Below are 25,609 nucleotides of genomic sequence, written 5' to 3'. Positions count from 1 at the left end.
CCCATGGAGGTTGCCGATCGCCACGCTCCTGCAGCTGACTTCTCAGTACCCTAACGGTCGCCCACGGGGTGTTAGTTATAATGGAGTTGCTGGATCTACACGACTAAGACGACAGGTCGCGGCACGTATCCTAGGAATGATTGGCGTCGACAGTTACTGTAGCAATCCAATTTATAGTCGCGATTACATACCGTTATGGGGTTCCAGTCCGTCAAAATTATCGGAAGCGAGTTCCAAGACTTCCGTCAGTGATTCGTGCACTTTTTCACGCACAGGAGCAAGCTGTTTTCTCAGGGATCTCACCGCTTGACTAAGTCCTCCAGACGACACATCACTTGGATGAACCAAAAATTCCGAAATTCCGAACAGCGTCATAAGACCTTCAACTTTCCCCTGGGTTGCTACAACTACCGCTGGAACCCCCTGGCGAAGTGCCATAATTGATAGGTGCATACGGGCCGTTGCAACAAACGTGGCACCCTGGACCACGGTCCTGACCTGAGATGGCGTCAATTCCTCTTCAACGAGTTGAACGTGCGCTCGGATGTCTCCGTGAAGTGCATCATAGATTTTGACCAGCTCGTCTTGATCGCCGCCCGCGCGAACAACATGAGGAAGTAGCACTACTCGAACACCATCAGTCACGAGCTCTGTCACGAGTTCTGCATACGACTCAGTGTTCTTAGGGTCACCACCAAGAAGTGCACTGGCGTTTACCACCGCGTATGCACCGTGCGGCATCTTGATGGAACTGGGGAGTTGGGCAACTGACGTCGCAGTGAAGACGATGTCTGCAACACTCTCCACGGCACGGAGTCCTTCTTGGTCTAGGCGACGACGAGATTCTGGGTCCCTGGCCAGGATCCGTGTGCCTGCTCCGTCGGCCTGGCGCAAGTAGCGGATCGCATGAGGATGAGGGTATCCGTTCCAGGAGAACCCAAGCACTCTGCTATTTAGTCCTGAGAGTGCAGCCCACTTAGCCACTATTGATCGACGTGCAGAGGCCGATGAGTTGTAAGCCCCGTCCATAATATCTGCGCCTACTACTGACAATGAACTTGCCCCACGCATCAAGTTTGCCAAGCAAAAAGCATCGTGGACCATGCTTCGTCCACCGCCATAGATAAGACCTGGGAGAGCGACCACATGGACAGAGTCAGGAATTCCGGGATAGTCTGACCGATCCCCGAGAATAACCACGGCCCGCTCGCCGATTCGCTCAACGAAAGCCTCGAGCATTGCTACGTCGCCGATGTTCCCCTTTCCGGGGGCTGCCACAAGGATGTGCTTACCGGCTCTAGTTGGTCTAACACCGCGTGTAACGACGCTCAGGGACATGTCCAGTAGCGCGGGGTGCGATAGCGCCGGTGACAGGCGGTCCCGCATTAGGCTCATGGTGGATTTGATTCTTCTCAACATGGTTCTCCTCCCGCCTGCACTGACAGGCAATTCTTCGCACGGCACGGTGCCTGCGATAAGCGTTTCAGTTCGCCCCGCAAGGTTCGCCAGTCAAGTGCGTGGCCGTCCCTCACCGGCGACGAGCAACAGCACGAGCTATTGATGCCGCCCCTCGGATCTCCTTCAGGCCTCCTGGCGTTGCCGCTATGGCTGCGACATAAGAACTCGTGGCAAAAACAGTCCCCAAGATTACCGTGGCGAGAGGTGAAGTAAGGTCGATCAAGTGCATTGTCCAATTCACAAATAAAAATGCCAACCCGCCGGCACCGAGGAGACGCAGCCCATTCCACAGAAAAACACCCCAGGGTTGTCCAGCCGTTCGATAGAGCCAGACCAAGTTTATTGGCCACGTCACTGCGCGCCCCACAACGAATGCCCAAGCAACTCCCTCGATACCAAAGAAGACGCCTCCAATTATAAGTAAAATCTGGAAAGGCTTAGTAACCAAATTGCTATAAAAAAGTTGCTTCGATTGCTGATTCACAATGTATGACCAGTAGTTGACCTGGCTAAGCGCCCGAATCGCCCCTCCCAGGGCCAGAATCTGGATAATTGGCACCGTAGATAACCACTGATCACCAAGGAGTAAAGGTACAAGCCAATCAGCAGTCGCTGCCGTTACGAGCAAGATCCAGATGGTCAGACCGGACACTGCGGTTTGCAGTCGGAGCAGCACCGCAGCAGAGCTGTGCGCGTAGCCGATTTCGGCGGCATGCTCGGATGCCCTATTGATAGTAGGGACTACGACTCGAGTCAGGGGGCTTAACACTGCGGATATTGGGGCCATGAACAGCTGAAAGGACCGGTTGTAAATCCCAAGCGGCCCGGCACCCCACATGGATCCAATTACAAGCGTATCGACGTTGTCGGCACCAAAGGACAACACCTGGGCGGCCCCGAAATGTCCTCCAGAACGAAATAAGTCCAGCGACCCGTGCCCACGGCGGGGCCTGCTTGGTAACCAGCGCGCCTGGATCGCGTTTCCGAGCAGTGTCGCCGCTGCGGTGACTACTAACTGGGCGACCAGAGCCCAATATTCCCAGCCCAAGAAGGCCCCAGTTAGGCCAGCAATGAAGCCGGCGAAGCGAGCTACTACGGCAGTAGCAGCTAGTGCCGTGAAACGCATTGCCCGAGCTAGGTGCACCTGATACTGGGCTTGCAGGCCACTGATCACCAACGCAGCGGCCATCACTGGGATGATCGAGGCGAGACGAGGCTCATCATAGAGTTCCACTATCCACGGGGTCGACACAACCAGAAGCAGAGCCGCCAGAAGACTTAGTGCCGCAGTAGCCCAGAATACATTGGACGCCTGTTGCCCACTTAGCGAGCGTGCCTGTAGTGCGGCCGTCGGAAGACCGAAGTCCCGAAGCAGCTCACCGACGCCCATGAATACCACGACCATCGCCACTAGACCGAAGTCCGTTGGCGTGAGTAATCGTGATAGGACTACGATGCTCAAGAATTGGATGCCGATGGTGGCGATCTGCCCGACTACGGTAACGCCCGCGCCCCGCGCTCCACGAGAGAGAGGGCTCGTGCTCATGTTGAGCTCATTTCGTCCCAGAGACTTGAAACTGAGAGGTCAGTCATCTCCACGAAGCCCTAGAGAACGACCGCCATCTACTGCCAAGTCCTGGCCAGTTATGAAGGAGCTACGATCGCTAGCAAAGAACAACACCGCTTCCGCGATGTCTTCCTCACTGCAAATGGCCCCCATCACGTTAGTTTCGCGTATACGTGCAAGTTCGTCATGCGACCGAGCTCCTCGAGGCACGATTCCGGGTGAGACCAAGTTGGCGGTAATACCGTGGGCGCCGAGCTCGATAGCGGCAGACTTCATGTAGCCGCGAAGTCCCGCCTTAGAAGCCGCGTACTCGGAGAACCGGGCTTTTCCGTGATCGCCGATGATTGAGCCTATACTGATTATGCGACCGTATCCCTGGTCTACCATCTTGGCAGCTACGGCACGGGTGCATGTAATTGCAGCTCGGAGATTGATTCGTAGAATGCGATCAACGACATCCAGAGATTGCTCCCACACTGGGGCATGCTCGCTTCTGGTACTTCCACCTGCGCAGTTTACGAGGATGTCAATCCGAGCGACACTATAGAGAGCGACCGATAAGGCCGCGTCATCCTCAAGGTCGACCTGCATCGGGGTGAAAGTTCCTCCTAGCGACGACACTTCATCTGACAGAGAATTCAATTTTTCGAGCGAGCGACCGATTCCAATAACTGTCGCCCCCTCCAGAACTAATCTGAGGATTATCGCTCTTCCAATGGTGCCTGTCGCCCCAGTCACTAATGCCACTTTCCCATCCAACTCGCGACGGTTGGGTGATACATTCACCTCGTATACGCGAGCCATCGAGACTTTGGTCAGTCGCCTCTTTATGGGCGAGGTAATTCGTGCGCGGAGGCGGCGTGCAATCAACATCGTAGGATCCTCGAACCGGTCGGTATTATGTATGTAACTATCGCAAGTGGAGCGTTCGCAGGACGCGACCCACGGAACGTCTGGCACGTCCCTTGAATCTTTGGGCACCGGTGACTTCGTGTAGACGTCCATAGTAGCTTCGCAACTGTTGGATGTCTGAGACTTTCTCCGTGAAGACTTCCACGACCCGAGATTCGTCAGCGCTCGGATTAACGAGCCAGTCGAGCTGACTCTTTGCGTCGCCCGCCGTCCTTGCGGAAGAGTAGGCTAAACCTAGGGATTCTATCCAACCTTGAGCGCTTGTGTGATGACCCGCGGATACGTGGCGACTTGCTCTGTCGTTGTAGTCCTTTGGCAAAGGAGAATGCATAATGGCTCCACCGTCATTGTTGATGAGGAGAATCCTGAGGTTTGTTGGCAAGTGCCGGTTCCAAAGCGAGTTCATATCGTAGAAGAACGTCAAGTCTCCGATAATCAGAAAAACCTGACGATCGGGCCGCGCTGCTGCATACCCTATGGCGGTGGACATGCAGCCATCGATTCCGTTCACCCCTCGGTTGCAGAAAACGGCGATCGAACTGTCCAAGGGGTAAAGCTGCGTCATGCGAATGGGTGCGCTGTTTGCAATGTGAAGCGCGCTATTTACTGGCAGGCGCTTCATGAGCTCTCCGATGATTGCCAGTTCGCCATATGAAGCTTTAGGAGAGTCGATCGAGGAGCCCGCGTTGAGCATGCGTTTTGCAAATGTATGCTCTTCTTCAACGCTTTCACTCGCAGCAACCACTTGTTCAAAAAATACGTAAGGCTTGGTTGCGATAACATCGGTAAGTTTGCGGTACAGATCTGACACCTTGCCGTCGGAGTCTACTCTCCAGTGCTCAAAATCTACTCCAGCTAGATATGATTTAGACTCCTCTTTGAAAACTATATTTCCACCAAGTGTGATTACTATATCGGGCCTCATATCAGTCGATGATGGACTCAGAGACTTAAGCAAACCTAGTGGATTAGTGACTCGAATAGGATGGTGCACGTTTGATAGATGGTCTGCGAATACTGACACATCGAGGATGCTGGCGAACGAAGTTAGTGCGGTCAGAGTTCGTTCCGAGACCTCCGCTGTTTGACCCCACAAAAGAAGTACTCGTTTCCCTGTTAGGCGCGACGCGATATCACTCCAGGCGCCTTCATCCGCGCCCGGGCGATGTCTCTTGATGACGCGTGCGTCCGGAAGCGCGACCGTATCGAACTGCACGTTGGTGTGACTCTCGATTGGGACGTTGATGTGGACAGGACCGCCTCCCTCATCTTGGGCTTCGAGTAGTGCTTCGTTAATCACTCGGTTGCAGTACCACCTGTCGCGTTCACTTGTGATGGGTCTGAGCTGCACTGTTAGGCGTACAAAACCTTCAAAGAGTTGGCGTTGATCGAGCATTTGATCTTCCATTTGATGAAGAAAATCAGGCAGCCTGTCCGCTGTTATAGCGACTAGGGGAAGTTTTTGGTAGTAAGCTTCCGCGATGGCAGAACCATAGTTTATCGAGGCGGTACCGGAGGTACATATCACTGCAGCAGATTCGCCCGTCGCTTGGATTAATCCAAGCGCAAAAAAAGCGGCAGACCGCTCGTCAACTATCGAGTATAGGGAGAAGTAATCATCATTCTCGAAGCTCCTAGTGAACGCATAGTGGCGACTCCCTGGAGATATAACAATATGTTTAACTTCGTGAGATCTAAGAAGTGACATCAGTTCGAGTACTAGTGGTTCATTTGCGTACATTCGATACCTAAATTCGATTCATTGCTTTAGGGTCCTCTGGGAAGAAAATCTTTAGAGTTAGCATTAGGCCAGTCCTCTACGGTAAATCGTTCTGGAGACTACCCCACCCCCGGGCTAATGACGAAACCGGCGGGAACTTCTGGATGGCTAGCTCTCGTGGGAGGTCTAGATCGCCGATTCGAACGTGCAGCGGGCTGGGTTAGCGAAACTAGGCCGATGTGTAATTGGGGCTATCGGTTGAGGGCTGCAACGACGAACTCGAGTCTGCTGATGGAGCCCATGACTTGAAATGTCGAACATGATTTCGTTCTCTTTGAGAAACGATCGTGTAGATGCATGACGATCGGTGCGACCATAGTTGTGGCGGCGAGATGCCTAGAGTCCCGGCACGAATTGTGCAGAACCTCTCGTGATCACGAAAGGACGCGGCGTCTAGACACGGGGGTGGAACCCGGCATGTCCATGGGGCGGGACGTTCCCCACGCAACCTTCGGATTGTCTGCGCGAGAGGCGGATCGGCCCACCCATGGGCGGCACCTTCCCAGCTCGTAACCGCATAGTCACTGGGACACCGCCGGAGTACTCGTAAACTCCCGAGCATTTGCTCGATAGCTTTCCCTGGTTGGCTAGGAATGGAGATATTCCTTGAGCATTTCCATCTGATCTAACGGACGGAATCCAGTCTTTTGGATTTTCTGTAGATCTAGCACGCTGTTGGTGGGGCGCAGGGCAACTTGCGCTTCCCCTAAGTGGTAGCTCTCCGTCGTCACAGGTCTCACGCGATGTGGATCATGACCTGTATATGCAAAGATCCTCTTTGCCAACTCCCACCAGCTAAGGATGTCCCCTGAGTTGCTAACGTTGTACACTCCATACTTCGCTCCGACTGTCAAGACATGCTCAATGGCTCGCGCGACTTCTGATGCAAAGCTGAGTCTTCCGTACTGATCGTCGACTACGGCTGGGTCTATGCCACGTTCTGCGAGAGATGACATCGTTTTCACGAAGTTCTTGCCTTCTCCTACTACCCACGAGGTACGAAGAATATAGTGCTTTTTGATGGTGCTGACGGCGTAGTCGCCGGCAGCTTTGGATTGACCATACACGCCAAGGGGAGTGAAGCTCTCGTCTTCTGTATGGATGGCCTGTGTCCCGTCAAAGACGTAGTCCGTAGAGATGTGTATTAACGTCAAGTTGTGGTCTGCGGCGATTCGAGCCAATCTGGAGGGCCCGGCGGCATTGACTGTCCACGCCTGGGCCCGCCCATCAGGAGTCTCTGCAGCGTCCACAGCGGTATAGGCAGCAGCATTCACTATGGTGCTGTAGGTTGACCAGTCGACTCGCTCAAGGTGTTCTGGGTGAGCCAGGTCAACAGCATCTCGCCCTACGAACTCCACATCTTCGCGCTCGGTCCATTTATCTCTCAGGGCTCTGCCGAGCTGACCATTGGCACCTATAACGAGAATCTTGCGCTGTTTCATCGGCGTGACGCTCTCTAGCCTCGGATGTGAGAGGTCCCTCGGTGAAAGTTCACCGGAGTCCAGGCCGAGCGGCCAAGGAATCGCTACAGTCTCATCGGCCAGGTTCAGGAAAGTGTATTCGCGTTGCGCTTCCGCCGACCAATGGTCGTTGACGAGATACGTGTAGACGGTGTTCTCCTCCAGTGCTTGGAAAGCATTCCCAACCCCACGGGGAACGTATACCGCCACGGACGGATCGATCTCACACCAGTACGTCGCTCCAAAGGACTCGCCTGCGCGCAAGTCCACCCATGCGCCGAACACTCGACCGGTAGCCACCGAGATGTACTTGTCCCAGGGCTCAGCGTGAATTCCGCGGGTCACCCCGGGAGAAGCGTTGAAGGAGATGTTGTTCTGCACGGGCCCGAAGTCGGGCAGGCCCAGTTCCAGCATCTTCTCGCGCTGCCAATTCTCCTTGAACCAGCCGCGTTTGTCCCCATGTACTGGGAGGTCGATCACCTTGAACCCCGGGATAGGGGTGTCCCGCACGGACAAGGGCTTGGGTGTGTGCGATTCAGTCATGTTGTGGACGCTTTCGTTCAGCTCAGGCGAGATCAATGGCCGGTGGTCGCATACTTGGCTTCCGCGAGAGCCTTCTGTTCTCGCCACCAGGCCTCGTTCTCCCGGTACCACCTGATCGTATCCCTGAGCCCCGCCTCAAAGTCGGTGAACTCCGGCGTCCAGCCCAGTTCGTCCCGCAGCTTGCTGGCGTCGATCGCGTACCGCAGATCGTGTCCCGGACGGTCGGCCACGTGGTCGTAGGCATCGGAGTCTTGGCCCATCTCCGTGAGGATCGCCCGGATGACCTCTTTATTGTTCTTCTCGCCATCGGCGCCGATGAGATACGTCTCACCTGTCCGGCCTCGCTCCAAGATGCTGAGGACGGCCGAGGAGTGATCGTCTGCGTGAATCCAGTCGCGAACGTTCTCGCCCTTGCCGTATAGACGTGGACGCACCCCATCGATCACGTTGGTGATCTGACGAGGGATGAATTTCTCGACATGCTGACGCGGACCATAGTTGTTTGAGCAGTTCGAAATGGTGGCTTCGAGCCCAAATGATCTGACCCAAGCGCGCACCAGCAGGTCGGACCCTGCCTTCGTCGAGGAGTACGGAGAAGAGGGGTTGTACGGAGTGTCTGCGGTGAACTTCGATGGATCATCCAGGGGTAGGTCTCCATAGACCTCATCGGTGGAGATGTGGTGGAAGCGCGTGCCATGTGACCGCGCCGCTTCGAGGAGCGTGTAGGTTCCCAACAAGTTCGTCTGGACGAATGGGGAGGGATCCAGTAGCGAGTTGTCGTTGTGAGTCTCTGCCGCGTAGTGCACCACCGCGTCGGAGGATGCTACGAGCTCACCTACGAGATCGACGTCTGCGATATCTCCGACGACGAGTTCCAGACGCTCCGACGGAAGCCCCTCAAGAGAGGACCGGGAGCTTGCGTAAGTCATTTTGTCGAGAACTGCCACACGGTGGTTCGTGTGCTCCACGACGTAATGGACGAAGTTTGACCCTATGAACCCGGCTCCGCCGGTGACCAGAAGTGTGCTCATGCCCTCCACCCTATGGGGCGCACGGCAGGTCTTTGGTCCAACACATCGACGGTCGGCCGAAGTAGTATGTGGACTGTTGATTCTCACGGCGATTACTAGGGGACGTAACGCAATATGGCTCGCAAGGGGATAATTCTCGCTGGAGGCTCGGGAACCAGGCTGCACCCGGTGACCAGGGGCGTCTCGAAACAGCTGCTACCGGTGTACGACAAACCGATGATCTACCACCCGGTATCAGTTCTGATGCTGGCGGGTATTCGGGACATTCTTATCATTTCGAGCCCCGATGACTTGCCTCAGTACGAAAAGCTGCTCGGCAGTGGCGAAGAGTTCGGGGTGCGGTTTGAGTATGCAGTGCAGCCCAGCCCCGACGGACTGGCGCAAGCCTTTCTCATCGGGGAAGACTTCATCGGCAAAGACCCGGTGTGCCTCGTCCTTGGGGACAACATCTTCCACGGACAGCATTTCTCTGAGCAGCTCGCGCGGGCCTCGGCCCGTGAACAAGGCGCCACAGTCTTCGGTTATCTCGTGAAGGATCCAGAGCGCTTCGGAGTGGTGGAGTTCGATAAGCACGGCCGCGCACTCTCCATTGAGGAGAAGCCTCGCTCGCCGAAGTCTCCCTATGCGGTGACCGGGCTGTACTTCTATGACAACGACGTCGTCGAGATCGCAAAGCGGGTCAAGCCCTCTCCGCGTGGTGAACTCGAGATCACGAGCGTCAACAACGAGTACCTCGAACGCGGAACTCTGACCGTGGAGCGCCTTGGACGCGGGTTTGCGTGGCTGGACACCGGCACGCACGACAGCCTGATCGAAGCCGGTCAGTACGTCCAGACCGTAGAGCACCGACAGGGGCTGAAGATCGCGTGCTTGGAGGAGATCGGCTGGCAGCAGGGATGGCTGACTCGTGAGCAGCTGAGGGCCGCAGGGGAGGCACTGAAGAAGACTGATTACGGTCAGTACCTCATGCAACGCGCCGATGGACTCGCGTTCTGAGCTCGCGGACAACGGCCGTAACAGGTGTAACATCATCCAAGCGTGGGGGAGTATCCCTAACACTGTGGTCGTCAGCACGTGGGGCAGCGTCGCCTCGCCGGACACAGAGGCCTGGACTCAGGCGGAAAGACTCGCGATGACATCGCTGTACCCTCCTTCGCGAAAGGCTCCTTCATGGAGATCTCCCCACTGGTCTGGACTGTCACGCTTGCGCTGATCATCGGCCTGCTGCTCTTCGACTTCGTCTTCCACGTGCGCAAGGCGCACACCCCCACCATCAAGGAGGCGGCCCTCTGGTCCGCCTTCTACGTGGGCGTCGCGCTGCTCTTTGGCCTGGGGTTCTTCGCCCTGGGCCACCCGGAGATGGCCACCGAGTACTACGCCGGCTACGTCACCGAGAAGGCGCTCTCGGTGGACAACCTCTTCGTGTTCCTGGTCATCATGGGCAGTTTCAACGTCCCGCGTGAGTACCAGCAGAAGGTCCTGCTTTTCGGCATCGTCTTCGCGCTGATTGCGCGCAGCGGGTTCATCTTCATCGGCGCCGGGTTGATCAGCCTGTGGAGCGACGTCTTCTACCTTTTCGGCATCATCCTGCTGATGACGGCCGGGCAGCTGCTGAAGAAGGAACTCGCCGGGGACTCCGGGGGAGACGAGGCGGACAACTTCATCATCCGCTTCGCCCGCAAACACCTGAACACCACCGATGACTTCCACGGTGACAAGCTGACCACCCGCATCGACGGCAAGCGCATGTTCACCCCGATGCTGCTGGTCATGCTCGCCATCGGCGGCACCGACCTGCTCTTCGCCGTGGACTCCATCCCGGCCATCTACGGGCTCACCCAGGAGCCGTTCATCGTCTTCGCCGCCACCGCGTTCTCCCTGATGGGGCTGCGCCAGCTCTACTTCCTGATCGACGGCCTGCTGGACCGGCTCATCTACCTCTCCTACGGCCTGGCGCTCATCCTGGGCTTCATCGGTGTGAAGCTGATGATCCACGCCCTGCACGAGAACAACCTGCCCTTCATCAACGGCGGCGAAGACGTCTCGGTGGTGGAGATCGAGACCGGCCTGTCCCTGATGGTCATCGTCGGGGTGCTGATCGTCACCGTGATCGCCTCGCTGATGGCCCCGAAGGGCCGCGCACTGCGGGCCATTCAGAACGCCGAGAAGTACAACCAGCGCTACGTGGACCTCTCCGAGAAGGCTCCCGAGGATCGCGAGTTCAGCCTGATCAAGACCGCCGAGAAGTCCGACTACTGGTCCGCCAAGGTGGCCCAGGTGCCGGAGAAGTACCAGGCGGACCTGATCGAGCATCGCGGCAACTACGTGGCGCTGCTGGAGAAGGCCCGCGGGCTGCGCACCGGGGTCAAGTGACCTGATCCCACTGCCTAACACGACATGAACCGGCCGGGCCCCGCCGATCTCAGATCAGCGGGCCCGGCCGGTTCTGTGCGCATCAGGAGCGGTGACGCCTGTAGCGCGCGCGTCAGGTGCGTTGCAGCAGCTCCGAGAAGACCCGGGCGCCGTCATCGCCCAGGCCGTCGTGGTGGAACTCGTTGGTCTCCCAGACGCTGATCCCGGCGACCACCTCGGCGGTCTCCCAGGACAGCTCCCGCGCCACGTAGACATCATCGGTGTAGAGCGCCGCCGCAGTGGGCACATGGTTCCGGCGCAGCTGCTCCAGGTCATAGAGCGGCGCCCAGTCCTCGACGCCGGCCAACAGGTCCGCGGCCTCCACCAGGTCAACCAGCGTCGGATCCAACAGCAGGTGCTCGCGCAGGATCATCTCACCCAGCAGCAGGGGAGAGGTGGCCTCCGCGCTGAACTCGGGGAACTCCGCGCCCACCCGCTGGGCGGCCCAGCCGGTGTCACCGCGGCCCTCGGTCAGCGCCACAGGCTGGCCGTAGATGGATTCATGCATCACCGCGTACATCGGGTTCCCGGCGAAGGAGAGCTGCTGGCCCACCGCGGCGAGGAACGTGTCCGAGAGCTGCGTGCGCTCGGGCCCGGTGAAGGCCTCCTCCAGCAGGTAATGCAGCGAATCGGCGCGGGTGTTCCCACCCAGCAGCATCCCGATCAGCTGCAGCCTGGCCGGGGTGAGCAGCGAGCCGTCCAGCAGCCGCACCTGGCGGGTGCGCAGGTGCGCGAACACCGCGTCCAGGATCTCCCGGTCCTGCGGGAACCGGGTGAAGTGCTCGGCGTTGCGAGCGCGCATCTTCGCGTAGGTGGCCCGGTAGACCCGGTCTGCGTGCCCGCTCAGCGGGGCCAGGCCTCCGGTGATCAGCGCCCGGTCCAGGGACTCCGGGGCGAAGGAGAGGTAGCTCAGCGTGGTGAACCCGCCGAAGCTCTGCCCCAGCACGCTCCAGGACTCCACCCCGAGTGCCCGGCGGAAGGCCTCGGCGTCGGCGACGATCGAATCGGCGCGGTAATGGCGCATATGCGCCGCCTGGGCGGCGGCATCACCCCGGGCGGCCAGGGAGTGCCGGGTCAGCGGGGTGGAGAGCCCGGTGCCGCGCTGATCCAGCATCAGGATCCGGAACTTCGTTCCCGCCTCGGCCATCCAGCCGCCGAGCTTCGCCGGGCGGCTGCCCTTGCCGCCAGGTCCACCTTGCAGGAACAGCAGCCAGGGGAGGGACTCCACGTGTTCCCGGCCCTGCGCGGCGGCTTCGGCGGCGACGAACTCCCGGGCGTAGATCCGGATCGCTTCGCCGTCGGACGCTCGGCGATCCGTTGGGTGAACCAGCGGCACCTGGAGCCAGTGATCGGTGATCTGGGTGCCGTCGATCAGCGTGGCGGTGGCGCCTGCGGTGTGCGCGCCTGCCGGGCTCATCCGAGTTCCCCGACCCGGTCCATGATCACCGCGGGCGCTCCGGACTCATCCGAGGCGGTGAGGTCGATCCAGGCGTGGATGCCCCAGTCGTGGTGGCCGTCCGGGTCATCCAGGACCTGCACGGCGCGCCAGTAGCGGCGCTGCGGGTCCGGGGTGTCCTTCGGGGCGGTGTCCAGGCGCACCAGGGAGGGCCCGCGGGACTGGGCGTCGGTGTAGAGGTCCTCGTAGGTGTTGAAGTAGGCGTCCAGCGCCTGGCCCCACCGGTCGGCGTCCCAGCCGTGCTCGGCGTCGAGCTCGGCGAGCTTGGCCTCCTTCTCCTGGGCGAAGAGCTCCGCGCGCAGGAATAGTGCGTTGCGCACCATCACCTTGAATGCCCGGGGGTTCGCGGTGACCCGGTCCGGGTGATCCAGCGCGGAGATGTCCTCCTCCATGGCGGCGAGCTCGGCCAGCTTCTCCGGGTCATCCCCGGCCTGCAGCCGTTCCCATTCCTCCAGGAGTGAGCTGTCGGTCTGCCGGACCACCTCGCCCAGCCAGGCCAGCAGGTCCTCGAGCTCCTCGGTGAGCCGGTTCTCCGGGACAGTCTGGCGCAGCGCCTTATAGGCGTCGGAGAGGTAGCGCAGCAGCACCCCCTCGGACCGGGCGATCTGGTAGTGATTCACCATGGTGGTGAAGTCGAAGGCGCGCTCCAGCATGTCCCGGACCACCGACTTCGGCTGCAGCACATGGTCCGAGACCCAGGGCGCCCCGCTGCGGTAGATCTCGAACTGCTGGTTCAGCAGCTCGGCGAGCGGCTGCGGGTGGGTGAGCTCATCGAGGATCCGCATCCGCTCCACATAGTCCACCCCCTCGGCCTTGAGCTCGCCGATCTTCTCCGACTTCAGCTGCTTCACCTGGGCGCCGGTGATCTGGTGCGGGGTCTCCAGGATGGATTCGATCACGCTGATCACATCGTGGGCGTAGGACTCGGACTCGGTGTCCAGCAGCTCCACCGCGGCCACCGCGAACGGCGCCAGCGGCTGGTTCAGGGCGAAGTTGTCCTGCAGGTCCAGGGTCAGGTCCACGGTCCGGCCGTCCTTATCGGGACGTTCCAGGCGCTCGAGCACCCCGGCGGTGAGCAGCTCGCGCAGGATCTGCAGCGCCTGCCGCTGCAGCTGCGCCTTCCGGGCCGGGGTCTCATCCGCGGCCAGGATCATCCGGCGCATCGCCCGGATCGGATCCTCGGGCCGCTCCAGCAGGTGCAGCACCATCGAGTAGCTGACCTGCATCCGAGAGACCATCGGCTCCGGGGTGGCCGCGATGATCCGCTCGAAGGTCTTCTCACTCCAGGAGACGAAGCCCTCACGGGGCTTCTTCTTCCCAGCGGAGCGGATCGCCTGGGAGACCTTCTTCTCATCCTCACCGTGCTTGGCCCGGGCTTTCTGGATCGCGGCCTCGTTCTCGATCACATGCTCCGGGGCCTGGACCACCACGGTGCCGTGGGTGTCGAACCCGGCCCGGCCGGCGCGACCGGCGATCTGATGGAACTCCCGGGCGTTGAGCTGCCGGGTGCGGGTGCCGTCGTATTTGCTCAGCGCGGTCAGCAGCACGGTGCGGATCGGCACGTTGATCCCGACGCCGAGGGTGTCGGTCCCGCAGATCACCTTCAGCAGACCCTGCTGGGCGAGCTGCTCCACCAGCCGGCGGTATTTGGGCAGCATCCCGGCGTGGTGCACCCCGATCCCGGCGCGCAGCAGCCGGTTCAGCGTCTTGCCGAAGCCTTTGGCGAAGCGGAAGGTCTCCAGCTTCACCCGGATCAGCTCACGCTCCTCCTTGGAGACCACGTTCAGTGAAGCCAGGCCGACGGCGCGCTCGGCCGCCTCACGCTGGGAGAAGTGCACCACGTAGACCGGGGCCTGATGGGTGCTGACCAGCTCCTCGAGCTTGGTCTGCAGCGCGGTGGTGGAGTACTCATAGCTCAGCGGCACCGGACGCTCCGCGCTCGAGACCGTGACGACGTCGCGCCCGGTCCCGGCACTGAGCCGCTCCTCGAAGCGGGAGGTGTCACCCAGCGTGGCGGACATCAGCAGGAACTGGGCCCGGCTGCCAGAGGTGCCCTGTCCCGAAGAGCCCTGCTCGGCGCGGCCGGTGAGCTCCAGCAGCGGGACCTGCCAGGCCCAGCCACGCTGCGGATCGGCGTAGAAGTGGAACTCGTCCATGATCACCGGGCCCACATTGGCGTCCCGGCCATCGCGCAGCGCCTCATTGGCCAGGATCTCCGCGGTGCAGCAGATGATCGGGGCACTCGCGTTGACCGCGGAGTCACCGGTGACCATGCCGACGTTCTCGGCCCCGAAGATCTCCACTAGGGAGAAGAACTTCTCCGAGACCAGCGCCTTGATCGGTGCGGTGTAGACGCTGCGCTCCCCGCGGGAGAGTGCGAAGAAGTGCGCCGCGGTGGCGACCATGGACTTCCCGGACCCGGTGGGAGTGGCCATGATGACGTGCTGGCCGTCGGCGAGTTCTAAGATGGCGTCCTGCTGGGCCGGGTAGAGGCTGAGCCCCTGCGTCTCGGTCCAGGATTCGAAGGCCGCGTAGAGCTCTTCGGCTCCGGGGGCGGCGCCCTCAGTGAGTTCGAGTTTGTGCAGCCGCTTGGCGGCGGTCACCGGGCTCACCAGCCGCGTTCCCGCCAGGCGGGGAGCGAAGCGCGTTCGGCGCCCAGCGTGGTGGGGTCCCCGTGGCCGGGGTGGATGATGGTGTCATCCTCATAGACGTCGAAGAGCCGGGCCTCGACGTCGTCGATCAGGGAGCTGAAGTCCGCCTCCGACCAGGTCTTGCCGACTCCGCCGGGGAAGAGCGAGTCCCCGGTGAAGATGTGGGTGGGGCCGTCCTCCACCGGGTAGACGAAGGCCACCGAACCCGGGGTGTGCCCGCGCAGGTGGATCACGTTCAAGGCGATCCCGTCATAGGAGACCGTGTCGCCGTGGCGCAGCCGCCGGTCGATGGTCACGTTCTTCTCGGACTCGATGCTCACGGCGTCCTCAGCTCCGGCGGCGGACTCCGGCCGCGCGGCGGGGCGCTCGCCGGTCCCTGCGCGGGCGGGGGAGTCGGTGGCCTCTGCGTTTCCCTCTGCGCTCTCAGTGGGCGCGCCGGGGCCGGCAGGTGCTGCCAGCAGCTCCTCGAGTGCCCGGATGTGATCCCAGTGCGAATGCGTGGTGAGCACCGCGGAGAGCTGCAGCGGGCAGGGGGTGTCTGCGGCGGCGGAGGCCAGCAGGCTGCGGATGGCCCCGGCGTCGTCGGCGGCGTCGATCAGCACCTGGACCCCAGACTTCTTCGCGGTGAGCAGATACACGTTGTTGTTCATCTCGGAGACCGAGATGCGACGCAGCGTGATCGCGGGGAGGTCGTAGAGCAGGGAACTGTCAGAAGCCATAGGGATCAGTCTATGGTCTGGCGACTCCTAGGGGCCACGAAACGAACGTATCCCGGTGCATAGGCCAGCTGCTTGGCGGGGACCAGGATCCCAGCCGAGACCAGAGCCTCCTCCAGGCGCTCAGCGGTGCTCACGATCGGTTTGGCTCCAGCGGTCTCCAGCTCGCCGGAGGGGGCGTATCCCCAGCGCACCCCGATGCAGTCCAGGCCATGCTCGGCGGCGCCGTCCACGTCGAAGATCCGGTCGCCGACCATCACCACCCGGGCCTGCGGGGCGATCTCGGCGAGCGGACCACGGGCCGGGTCCAGGCCGATCTCCGCCAGGGCGGCGCCGAGGATCGGGCCCTTCCCGGCGTGGGGGATGGACTCATCCTCCGCGGAGCCCTGCACCGCGGCGAAATGTTCCCGGATGCCCTGGATGCTCAGCAGCCGCTCGGCTAGCCCGGTGGGCTTCGAGGTGGCCACCGCACAGACCACTCCGGCGGCGTTCAGCGTGCCCAGCAGCTCCTCGATCCCCGGGTAGACCCGGCTGGCCTGCATGCCCTCGTCGAGGTAGCGCTGCCGGTAGACCTCTACGATCGAGGGGATCAGCGCCTGGGTGACCCCGGGCAGACTCGCCAGGGAGTCGGCCAGCGGCGGGCCCACGAAGGAGTCCAGCACCGCCTGCTCCGGGATCTCGATCCCATGCACGCCCAGGGCGTGAGAGAGGCAGCTGGTGATCGCCCCGGCCGGGTCCACCAGGGTGCCGTCCAGGTCGAAGAGCACCGCCCGGATCTCGGGTGCTGCGACCGCATTCTCGGTGGGGCGGAGGGCAGCGGGGGCGGTGGCAGAGTCAAGGTTCACGGCGCCATTGTGACATGGGCCCGTGACGCGCCGTCGTCGTCGTGATGAACACCACTCCGCGTCCAGTGGCGGAATCCGCCGATGTTGAGGGGCGGAACCCTCCTATGTTGAGGGGCGGAAACTGCGAGTAGTTGGGCCTGAGAACCGCATGAGATGCCCGCAGAATCCGCCCCTCAACGGGGAGGGTGGCGTCAGCGGGGAGCCGCCGCGGTCTGGCTGCGCATCACCAGCCAGTAGAACAGCCCGCCCAGGGCCGCGCCGATGATCCAGGCGAAGCCAGCCAGGGCTGCCAGTGCCGGCACCCAGACCGTGAGCACCGCGAAGATCGCCGCGATGCCGAAGGCTGCGATGGCGCGCAGGTTCCAGCCCAGGGTGTAGTAGTAAGGCCCGGCCGGGTCCATGCTGAACAGGTCCGGGGTGGAGATCTGGCTGCGCCGGATGATGTAGTAATCCACGATCAGCACCCCATAGAGCGGTGCCAGCAGCGCCCCGAGCGTGTCCACGAAGGTGGGCAGCCCGATCTGTTCGATCACCGCGACCCACAGGGCGCCGATGATGAACCCGATCACCGCGGTGATGTAGCCCCCGGTGCGGAAGCTGATCCTCTGCGGGGCCAGGTTCGCCAGGTCATAGGCCGGCGGGATGAAGTTGGCCACCAGGTTGATGCCCACGGTGGCCAGCAGGAAGGTCACCGCCGCGATCAGCGCAAGGGCCACGGATTCGGTCTGCGCGATGATGTCGGTCGGGTTGTCCAGCGGCTCTCCGGTCCCGCCCTGGAACACCACATAGGCCCCGGCGGTGATGAACAGGGAGAGGAACGTGAAGAACGCCAGCGAGAGCGGCAGCCCGGTGAAGTTGCCCAGCCGCATGGAGCGTTCGGTCTTGGAGAACCGGGAGAAGTCCCCGAAGTTGATGATCACCGCGGCGAAATAGGCCACCATGGTGCCGACCACGCCGACGAAGGCGGAGATCGCGGCCCAGCCGGTGACGTCCTGGTTGCTGAAGATGGTGCCCACTGCGGGCAGCAGGTCAGACCCGGCGCGGACCCAGATCAGCACCAGCAGCACCGTCATCACCACGTAGACCGCGGGTCCGGCGAAGTTCAGGAACTTCGCGATGGTCTCGATCCCGCGAGTGAACAGCCACACCTGGATCAGCGCGACGATCACATAGGAGACCCAGCCGATCACATCCAGGCCCAGGAAGGTCCCGGTCTGCGGGCTGCCCAGGGCGGCGTTGAACGCCAGCGCCACCGCGGTCGAGGCGAAGTAGGTCTGCGCGCCGTACCAGAAGATCGCCACCACGCCGCGGACCATCGCCGGGAACCGGGCGCCGAGCACGCCCATCGAGGGACGGGCCATCACCGCATAGGGGACGCCGTGCCGCACACTCGGTGCGCCGGAGAGGTTGACCAGCCAGTTCACGAAGACCCCGGCCAGTATGATCGCGGCGAAGACGAACCAGCCGTTGATCCCGGCGCCGATGAAGAGCGAGGCGGCCAGGGTGTAGCCGGCCAGGGACTGCACATCATTGGTCCAGACGTTGAAGATCTCGAACCAGCCCCAGCGCTTCTGCTCCGGCCCGACGGGTCCGAGGTCCTTATTGTGCAGGGAGGGGTGCGGGGCTGCGGGCTGGGTGGTCGAAGTAGGGGTGGCAGAAGGCGGGTTGGTCGAGGGCTGGGTGGCAGGCGGCTGCTGGGAGCTGCGGGCTGTCTGGGTCACTGTGATCTCCGTATGACGGCGGCTCGGGGAGGGTGAATCACAGCGAGACTAGCCCCGGTGAAACGTTGCGCATCACCGTTTGAGGTCCGATGCAACGAATGAAACGCAGGTTTTACGTGGCTGAAACTCCCGGGGCGCCCACCCGGCTCTCGCTTCGAACGTTTGTTCGAACCCGCTGAGGGTTCTACACTGAACGACGTGTCAGAGCGAGCAGGCGAAACCGCCATCATCGAGTCCGTGGACGACTACTACGCCGAAGGTGCGCGGGAGAAGTCCGCCAGCAACGGCACCATCGGCCGCGCCGAGGCGGACCGGATCGTGGTCCAAGGCGCACGGGAGCACAACCTCAAGGACGTCACCGTGGAGCTGCCGCGGAACTCCTTCATCGTGTTCACCGGGCTCTCCGGCTCCGGGAAGTCCTCGCTCGCCTTCGACACCATCTTCGCCGAGGGCCAGCGCCGCTACGTGGAGTCCCTCTCCGCCTACGCCCGGCAGTTCCTGGGCCGGGTGGACAAGCCGGACATCGACTTCATCGAGGGGCTCTCCCCGGCGGTGTCCATCGATCAGAAGTCCACCTCCAAGAACCCGCGCTCCACCGTGGGCACGGTCACCGAGATCCACGACTACCTGCGTCTGCTCTGGGCCCGGATCGGGGTCCCGCACTGTCCCACCTGCGGTGAGAAGATCGAACGGCAGACCCCGCAGCAGATCGTGGACCAGGTCCTCGGCTTCCCGGAACAGACCCGCTTCCAGGTGCTGGCCCCGGTGGTCCGCGGCCGCAAGGGCGAGTTCAAGGACCTCTTCCGCGACCTCGCCTCCGAGGGCTTCTCCCGCGCCATCGTGGACGGGGAGATCATCCAGCTCAGCGAACCGCCCGCCCTGGAGAAGACCTATAAGCACCACATCGAGGTGGTGATCGACCGGCTGGTGATCCGCGAGGGCATGCGCCAGCGGCTCACCGACTCGGTGGAGACCGCGCTGAAGCTCGCCGGCGGGCGCCTGGTCATCGACCTGGTGGACCTCGACGAGGACGGTCAGGCGATCAACGATCGGGTCCCCGAGGGCCTCACCGGACCCAAGCAGCGTCCCTTCTCGGAGAACCTGGCCTGCCCCAACGAGCACCCGCTCGCCCTCGACGAGATCGAGCCGCGCTCCTTCTCCTTCAACAACCCCTTCGGCGCCTGTGAGGTCTGCTCCGGCATCGGGTCCAGCCTGGAGGTGGACACCGACCTGGTGATCCCCGATGACACGCTTTCCCTGGAAGACGGCGCCATCGCCCCCTGGGCGCTGGGCAAGGCGTCCAAGGACTACTGGCTGCGCCTGATCACCGCCTTGGCCAAGGAGCTGGACTTCTCGGTGCGCACGGCCTGGAAGGAGCTGCCGAAGAAGGCGCAGAAGGCGCTGCTGCACGGGCGCAACCACAAGGTCGTGGTGCAGTACCGCAACCGCTTCGGCCGGGAGCGCACCTACTCCACCGGCTTCGAAGGCGTGCTCTCCTACATCTCCCGGAAGCACCTGGAGGTGGAGTCCGACAACGCCCGGGACCGCTACGAGCAGTACATGCGCCAGATCCCCTGCCCGGCGTGCAACGGCCAGCGGTTGAACCCGGCCGCGCTCGCGGTCACCGTGCAGGGCGCCTCCATCGCGGAGATCGCCCGGCTGCCGCTGGACGAGTGCGCCGAGTTCTTCGCCGGGATCACGCTCTCCGCCCGCGACGCCACCATCGCCGATCAGGTGCTCAAGGAGATCCTGGCCCGGCTGAACTTCCTGCTCGACGTCGGCCTGAGCTACCTGAACCTGGAGCGCGCCGCCGGCACGCTCTCCGGCGGTGAGGCCCAGCGCATCCGGCTCGCCACCCAGATCGGCTCCGGGCTGGTCGGGGTGCTCTACGTCCTGGACGAGCCCTCCATCGGGCTGCACCAGCGGGACAACGCCCGGCTGATCCAGACCCTCACCCGGCTGCGCGACCTCGGGAACACGCTGATCGTGGTGGAACACGATGAGGACACCATCGCCGAGGCGGACTGGATCGTGGACATCGGGCCCGGCGCGGGGGAGCGCGGCGGAGAGATCGTGCACTCCGGTTCCGTGCAGGGCCTGCGCGATAATCAGCACTCCATCACCGGGGACTACCTCGCCGGCCGGCGCAGCATCCCGGTGCCCGCCCAGCGCCGCAAGGTGGACAAGTCCCGGATGCTCAAGGTGGTCGAGGCCCAGGAGAATAACCTGGACAAGGTCTCCGTGGAGATCCCGCTGGGGATCTTCCTCTCGGTCACCGGGGTCTCCGGCTCGGGCAAGTCCACGCTGATCAACGAGATCCTCTACAAGTCCCTGGCGAATAAGCTCAACGGCGCCAAGCAGGTCCCCGGCCGGCACCGCCGGATCGAAGGCATCGACGATCACCTGGACAAGGTGATCCACGTGGACCAGTCACCGATCGGGCGCACCCCGCGCTCCAACCCGGCCACCTACACCGGGGTCTTCGACCACGTCCGCAAGCTCTTCGCCCAGGCCCCGGAGTCCAAGACCCGCGGCTACCAGCCGGGTCGGTTCTCCTTCAACATCAAGGGCGGACGCTGCGAGTCCTGCTCCGGCGACGGCACGCTGAAGATCGAGATGAACTTCCTGCCGGATGTCTACGTGCCCTGCGAGGTCTGCCACGGCGCCCGGTACAACCGGGAGACCCTCGAGGTGAAGTACAAGAACAAGAACATCGCCGAGGTCCTCGACATGCCGATCGAGGAGGCCGCCGAGTTTTTCGCCGCCTTCGCGCCGATCGCCCGGCACCTGAACACCCTGGTCGAAGTGGGCCTGGGCTACGTGCGCCTGGGCCAGTCCGCCACCACGCTCTCCGGCGGTGAGGCGCAGCGCGTGAAGCTGGCCTCGGAGCTGCAGCGCCGCTCCAACGGGCGCAGCGTCTACGTCCTGGACGAGCCCACCACCGGGCTGCACTTCGAGGACATCCGCAAGTTGCTCCAGGTGCTGCAGGGTCTGGTGGAGAAGGGCAACAGCGTGATCACCATCGAGCACAACCTCGACGTGATCAAGTCCTCGGACTGGGTGATCGACCTGGGCCCCGAAGGGGGCAGCGGCGGCGGGCTCGTCGTCGCCCAGGGCACCCCGGAGAAGGTGGCCGCCACGGCAGAGAAGACCGGCTCCCATACCGGCGCTTTCCTTGCCGCACTGCTAAAGTGAGTGGGCCAGTTCACAGGCTGGCCCCCAGATCACAGCGCAGGACGACGTCGCGGAGCAGCGAGTAAGCGGAGGCACCAGGTGAGCACCACCCCCGAGGCGCAGGAGTCGGAGCGCATCGCCACCAACGACGCCGTCCGCAAGGCCTTCGAGATCGCCGTGAAGCTCTCCTGCCGCCCGGTGCTCACCGGTCTGGAGAACACCCCGGTCGAGGGCGGGTTCATCGTCGCCTCGAACCACCTCTCCTTCCTGGACTCGGTGCTGATCCAGGCGCTGTTCCCGCGCACCGTGAGCTTCTTCGCGAAGGCCGAATACTTCAACCAGACCGGCGTCAAGGGCCGCGCCATGAAGCTGTTCTTCGAATCCGTGGGCTCGGTCCCGGTGGAGCGGCAGCGCCAGTCCGCCTCCGTGGAGGCGCTGTTCCACCTGGGCACGATCGCTGAAGCCGGCCACGGCGTCGGGATCTACCCGGAGGGCACCCGCAGCCGGGACGGCCGGCTCTACCGCGGCAAGAACGGGGTCGGCTGGCTCGCCGTCGCCACCGGACTGCCAGTGGTCCCGGTCGGGCTGCGCGGCACCGAGGCGCTGCAGAAGCCGGACTCCCGGATGATCCGGCCCACCAAGTTCGAGATGCACGTAGGGGAGCCGCTGCAGTTCCCCAAACAGGGCAAGAAGCACCCGCTGCCGGCGCGCCGAGCCGCCACCGAGCAGATCATGGACGCGATCGCCGGGCTCAGCGGTCAGGAACGGGTGGCCCGCTACAACGCGCCGCCCGCCGAGGCCGATGGCTGAGCCCTCCTCCTACCGTCCTCGCACCGGAGAGATCCCCACCAACCCCGGGGTCTACCGCTTCATCGACCCACACGGCCGGGTGGTCTACGTGGGCAAGGCCAAGAACCTGCGCGCCCGGCTGAACTCCTACTTCGCCCGGGTCGCCACGCTGCACCCGAAGACCTACGCCATGGTCCACGCCGCCTCCAGCGTGGAATGGACCGTGGTCGGCTCCGAGCTCGAAGCCATTCAGCTGGAGTACACCTGGATCAAGCAGCACTCGCCCCGGTTCAACATCATGTACCGCGACGACAAGTCCTACCCCTACCTCGCGGTCACCATGAACGAGAAGTACCCGCGGGTGCAGGTGATGCGCGGGGACAAGAAGCCCGGGGTGAAGTACTTCGGGCCGTTCTACCCCGCCAAAGCCATCCGGGAGACCGTGGACACCATGCTGCGGGTCTTCCCGGTGCGCAGCTGCTCCGCCGGTGTCTTCAAACGCGCCAAGGCCTCCGGGCGGCCCTGCCTGCTGGGCTACATCGGCAAATGCGCCGCGCCCTGCGTGGGGGAGATCAGCGAAGAAGATCACCGCAAGCTCGCCGAGGAGTTCTGCGAGGTGATGGCCGGGCGCCCCGGCCCGCACGTGAAGCGGATCGAGAACCAGATGAAGGCCGCCGTGGCGGAGCTGCGCTACGAGGACGCCGGCCGGCACCGCGATGACCTCGAGGCGATCCGCCGGGTCTTCGAACGCAACGCCGTGGTGCTCTCCGAGGACACCGAGGCCGACGTCTTTGCCTTCGCCGAGGATGAGCTCGAAGCCGCCGCCCAGGTCTTCCACGTCCGGCAGGGCCGGATCCGCGGCCAGCGCGGCTGGGTGGTGGAGAAGGTGGAGGACACCGACGCCGGCGCGATGGTGGAGCAGCTGCTGATGCAGGTCTATGGCTCCATGGCCGACACCGAACGGATCCCGCCCGAGGTGCTGGTCCCGGCGCTGCCGGAGAACGCCGAGGAGATGACCGCCTGGCTGCGCCAGCTGCGCAGCGACTCCGGCGCCGGACGGGCGCAGATCAGCCTGCGCGTGCCGCAGCGCGGAGACAAGGCCTCCCTGCTGGGCACCGTGCAGGAGAACGCCTCCCAGGCACTGGCGCTGCACAAGGCCCGCCGCAACTCCGACATCACCACCCGCTCGGCTGCGCTGCGCGACCTGCAGGAGGCGCTCGGCGCCGCAGAGCCGCTGCTGCGCATCGAATGCTTCGACATCTCGCACACCTCCGGGACCAACGTGGTCGCCTCCATGGTGGTGCTGGAGGATGGGCTCGCGAAGAAGCGCGACTATCGGCGGTTCTCGATCAAGGGCGAGGCCGCCCGGGATGACACCTCGGCGATGTACGACGTCATCAGCCGCCGGTTCGCCCGGCACCTGAAGGACCAGGCGGAATCCGAGGCCGCGGTTCCGGAGGTGGCTGAAGGGTCTGAGCTGGCGGAACCCGCAGCAGAGGATCAGACCAAGACCAAGGACTCCACTGTGGTGGAGCGGGAGGCAGAGCGCTTCGCCTACCCGCCCAGCCTGGTGGTGGTCGACGGCGGCCAGCCGCAGGTCAACGTGGCCCGGCAGGCCCTGGATGACCTCGGGATCACCGACCTGCCTGTGGTCGGGCTGGCCAAGCGGCTCGAGGAGGTCTGGCTGCCCGGGGACGACTTCCCGCTGGTGCTCCCACGCTCCTCCGAGGCGCTCTACATGCTGCAGCGGATCCGCGATGAGGCCCACCGGTTCGCGATCGCCTACCACCGCTCCAAGCGGTCCAAGCAGATGACCGCCTCCGCGCTGGATGAGGTCCCGGGCCTGGGGCCGAGCCGCCGCGCCGCCGTCGTCGCGCACTTCGGCTCCGTGGCAAACCTGAAGAAGGCCAGCCTGGAGGAGATCATCGAGGTCCCCGGCCTGGGCAAGGACACCGCGCAGAAGATCCTGGACCACCTCCACGCCGAGGCGGCGGGGAAGGGTGAGGCTGCGGGCGCTGAGTCGGCGGCCGAGGCCGGGGGAGATGAAGTCACGGCGGGCGCCGACGCCGGGGGAGCCGAGGCGGCGGCGTCGTCGGACTCGGCCTGAACTCGGCACCGAACTCGGTGCTCAACCGGGTCTGAACCCTGGCCTGAACCGAGGCTTCACCGGATTCCCGGCGGCCAGATAGGGTTTGAGCATGGATAGTGGTCTGACCCCGGTGAAGCCGCCCGAGAACGAACTTCTGATCGTCACCGGCATGTCCGGTGCCGGCCGCACCACGGCAGCCCACGCCCTGGAAGACCTGGGCTGGTACGTGGTCGAGGGGCTCCCGCCGGAGCTGATCACCACCATGATCGACCTGATCTCCCGGCACCCAGGCTCCATGGAGAAGCTCGCCGTGGTGATCGATGTCCGCACCCGGGCGCTGTTCTCCAATATGCTCGGCGCGCTGAACCAGCTCAAGGCCACCGGCGTGACCTACCGGATGCTGTTCCTGGACTCCTCCGATGAGCTGCTGGTCCGCCGGTTCGAACAGGGCCGCCGCCCGCACCCGCTGCAGGGCTCCGGCCGGATCCTGGACGGGATCACCGCCGAGCGCGAGCTGCTCAAGGACGTCAAGGCCGCCGCAGAGATCGTGCTGGACACCACCGACCTCAACGTCCACGGGCTGGCCCGGGAGATCATCGAGATCTTCAACGACGACGGACCCGTGCAGCTGCGGCTGAACGTGATGAGCTTCGGCTTCAAATACGGGGTCCCGGCCGACGCGAACTTCATCGCCGACATGCGCTTCATCCCCAACCCGCACTGGGTGCCCGAGCTGCGCCCCTACACCGGCCTGGACTCCCAGGTCAGCGAGTACGTGCTGGGCAACGAGGGCACAGGGGACTTCCTGGAGAACTATGTGGAGTCCCTGCGTCCCGTCATCGAGGGCTACCGGCGGGAGAACAAGCATTACGCCAACATCGCGGTGGGCTGCACCGGCGGCAAGCACCGCTCGGTAGCGGTCTCCGAGGAGCTTGCCCGCCGCCTGGATCAGTTGCCCAACGTCACGGTGAACACGATCCACCGTGACCTGGGACGTGAGTGAGC

Annotated in this window: 17 protein-coding genes; 6 read left to right on the top strand and 11 right to left on the bottom strand. The window is 63.2% G+C overall.

Features of this window, described 5'->3' with window-relative positions; all coding sequences use genetic code 11:
* Nucleotides 1-183: 183 nt before the first annotated feature.
* The 6 genes from HNR24_RS04680 to rfbB form a co-directional block, all read right to left on the bottom strand.
* On the bottom strand, nt 184-1,338 hold the full coding sequence (locus tag HNR24_RS04680) for a polysaccharide pyruvyl transferase family protein (RefSeq protein ID WP_259392535.1): 1,155 nt from the start codon (nt 1,336-1,338) through the stop codon (nt 184-186).
* A gap of 190 nt (nt 1,339-1,528) precedes the next feature.
* Nucleotides 1,529-3,004, bottom strand: a complete 1,476-nt coding sequence (locus HNR24_RS04675) for a lipopolysaccharide biosynthesis protein (RefSeq protein ID WP_182495147.1) — start codon at nt 3,002-3,004, stop codon at nt 1,529-1,531.
* A 39-nt stretch (nt 3,005-3,043) separates the two neighbouring features.
* Entirely contained in the window at nt 3,044-3,898 is an 855-nt protein-coding gene (locus HNR24_RS04670; RefSeq protein WP_182495146.1) for an SDR family NAD(P)-dependent oxidoreductase, read from the bottom strand.
* A 37-nt stretch (nt 3,899-3,935) separates the two neighbouring features.
* A complete protein-coding gene (gene menD / locus HNR24_RS04665; protein WP_182495145.1) occupies nt 3,936-5,678 on the bottom strand; it encodes a 2-succinyl-5-enolpyruvyl-6-hydroxy-3-cyclohexene-1-carboxylic-acid synthase in 1,743 nt (580 codons plus the stop codon).
* A gap of 626 nt (nt 5,679-6,304) precedes the next feature.
* On the bottom strand, nt 6,305-7,720 hold the full coding sequence (gene rfbD, locus HNR24_RS04660) for a dTDP-4-dehydrorhamnose reductase (RefSeq protein WP_182495144.1): 1,416 nt from the start codon (nt 7,718-7,720) through the stop codon (nt 6,305-6,307).
* Nucleotides 7,721-7,752: 32 nt separating this feature from the next.
* Nucleotides 7,753-8,751, bottom strand: coding sequence for a dTDP-glucose 4,6-dehydratase (rfbB, locus tag HNR24_RS04655; RefSeq protein WP_182495143.1), 999 nt, complete (start codon nt 8,749-8,751; stop codon nt 7,753-7,755).
* Nucleotides 8,752-8,865: 114 nt separating this feature from the next.
* Between rfbB and rfbA the strand changes: the two genes are divergently transcribed.
* Both rfbA and HNR24_RS04645 read left to right on the top strand, forming a co-directional pair.
* Nucleotides 8,866-9,747 carry a glucose-1-phosphate thymidylyltransferase RfbA gene (gene rfbA, locus HNR24_RS04650; RefSeq protein WP_182495142.1) on the top strand — a complete coding sequence of 294 codons (882 nt, stop codon included), beginning with the start codon at nt 8,866-8,868 and terminating at the stop codon, nt 9,745-9,747.
* 174 nt (nt 9,748-9,921) lie between these two features.
* The gene (locus tag HNR24_RS04645; RefSeq protein ID WP_182495141.1) at nt 9,922-11,124 is read left to right on the top strand and encodes a TerC family protein; all 1,203 of its coding nucleotides are present in this window, start codon (nt 9,922-9,924) and stop codon (nt 11,122-11,124) included.
* 112 nt (nt 11,125-11,236) lie between these two features.
* On the opposite strand, the gene HNR24_RS04640 is transcribed toward HNR24_RS04645, so the two are convergent.
* The 5 genes from HNR24_RS04640 to HNR24_RS04620 form a co-directional block, all read right to left on the bottom strand.
* Complete coding sequence (locus tag HNR24_RS04640; protein WP_182495140.1) at nt 11,237-12,580, bottom strand: alpha/beta fold hydrolase; 1,344 nt, start codon at nt 12,578-12,580, stop codon at nt 11,237-11,239.
* Nucleotides 12,577-15,222 (bottom strand): DEAD/DEAH box helicase, encoded by a 2,646-nt coding sequence (locus HNR24_RS04635; protein WP_310735456.1) that lies wholly within the window; start codon nt 15,220-15,222, stop codon nt 12,577-12,579. Before HNR24_RS04635 ends, HNR24_RS04640 begins: the two co-directional genes overlap by 4 nt.
* Nucleotides 15,223-15,227: 5 nt before the next feature.
* Nucleotides 15,228-15,989: an MBL fold metallo-hydrolase gene (locus HNR24_RS04630; RefSeq protein WP_182495139.1), complete on the bottom strand. Its 762-nt coding sequence runs from the start codon at nt 15,987-15,989 to the stop codon at nt 15,228-15,230.
* A gap of 5 nt (nt 15,990-15,994) precedes the next feature.
* Nucleotides 15,995-16,831, bottom strand: a complete 837-nt coding sequence (locus HNR24_RS04625) for an HAD hydrolase-like protein (protein WP_182495138.1) — start codon at nt 16,829-16,831, stop codon at nt 15,995-15,997.
* 191 nt (nt 16,832-17,022) lie between these two features.
* Nucleotides 17,023-18,552, bottom strand: a complete 1,530-nt coding sequence (locus HNR24_RS04620; protein WP_182495137.1) for an NCS1 family nucleobase:cation symporter-1 — start codon at nt 18,550-18,552, stop codon at nt 17,023-17,025.
* Nucleotides 18,553-18,843: 291 nt separating this feature from the next.
* On the opposite strand from HNR24_RS04620, the gene uvrA reads away from it, so the two are divergent.
* The 4 genes from uvrA to rapZ all read left to right on the top strand — a co-directional run bounded on the left by uvrA (nt 18,844) and on the right by rapZ (nt 25,607).
* Entirely contained in the window at nt 18,844-21,747 is a 2,904-nt protein-coding gene (gene uvrA / locus HNR24_RS04615; RefSeq protein ID WP_310735455.1) for an excinuclease ABC subunit UvrA, read from the top strand.
* Nucleotides 21,748-21,861: 114 nt separating this feature from the next.
* Complete coding sequence (locus tag HNR24_RS04610) at nt 21,862-22,536, top strand: lysophospholipid acyltransferase family protein (protein ID WP_182496094.1); 675 nt, start codon at nt 21,862-21,864, stop codon at nt 22,534-22,536.
* Nucleotides 22,529-24,622: an excinuclease ABC subunit UvrC gene (uvrC, locus tag HNR24_RS04605; protein ID WP_182495136.1), complete on the top strand. Its 2,094-nt coding sequence runs from the start codon at nt 22,529-22,531 to the stop codon at nt 24,620-24,622. Before HNR24_RS04610 ends, uvrC begins: the two co-directional genes overlap by 8 nt.
* A gap of 91 nt (nt 24,623-24,713) precedes the next feature.
* Nucleotides 24,714-25,607 (top strand): RNase adapter RapZ, encoded by an 894-nt coding sequence (gene rapZ / locus HNR24_RS04600; RefSeq protein ID WP_179442154.1) that lies wholly within the window; start codon nt 24,714-24,716, stop codon nt 25,605-25,607.
* Nucleotides 25,608-25,609 lie beyond the last annotated feature (2 nt).

The organism is Nesterenkonia sandarakina (genome assembly GCF_014138825.1).
Taxonomy (GTDB): Bacteria; Actinomycetota; Actinomycetes; order Actinomycetales; family Micrococcaceae; genus Nesterenkonia; species Nesterenkonia sandarakina.
The sequence above is the reverse complement of the archived record's forward strand: the minus strand, read 5'-3'. Positions and strand labels throughout refer to the sequence as shown.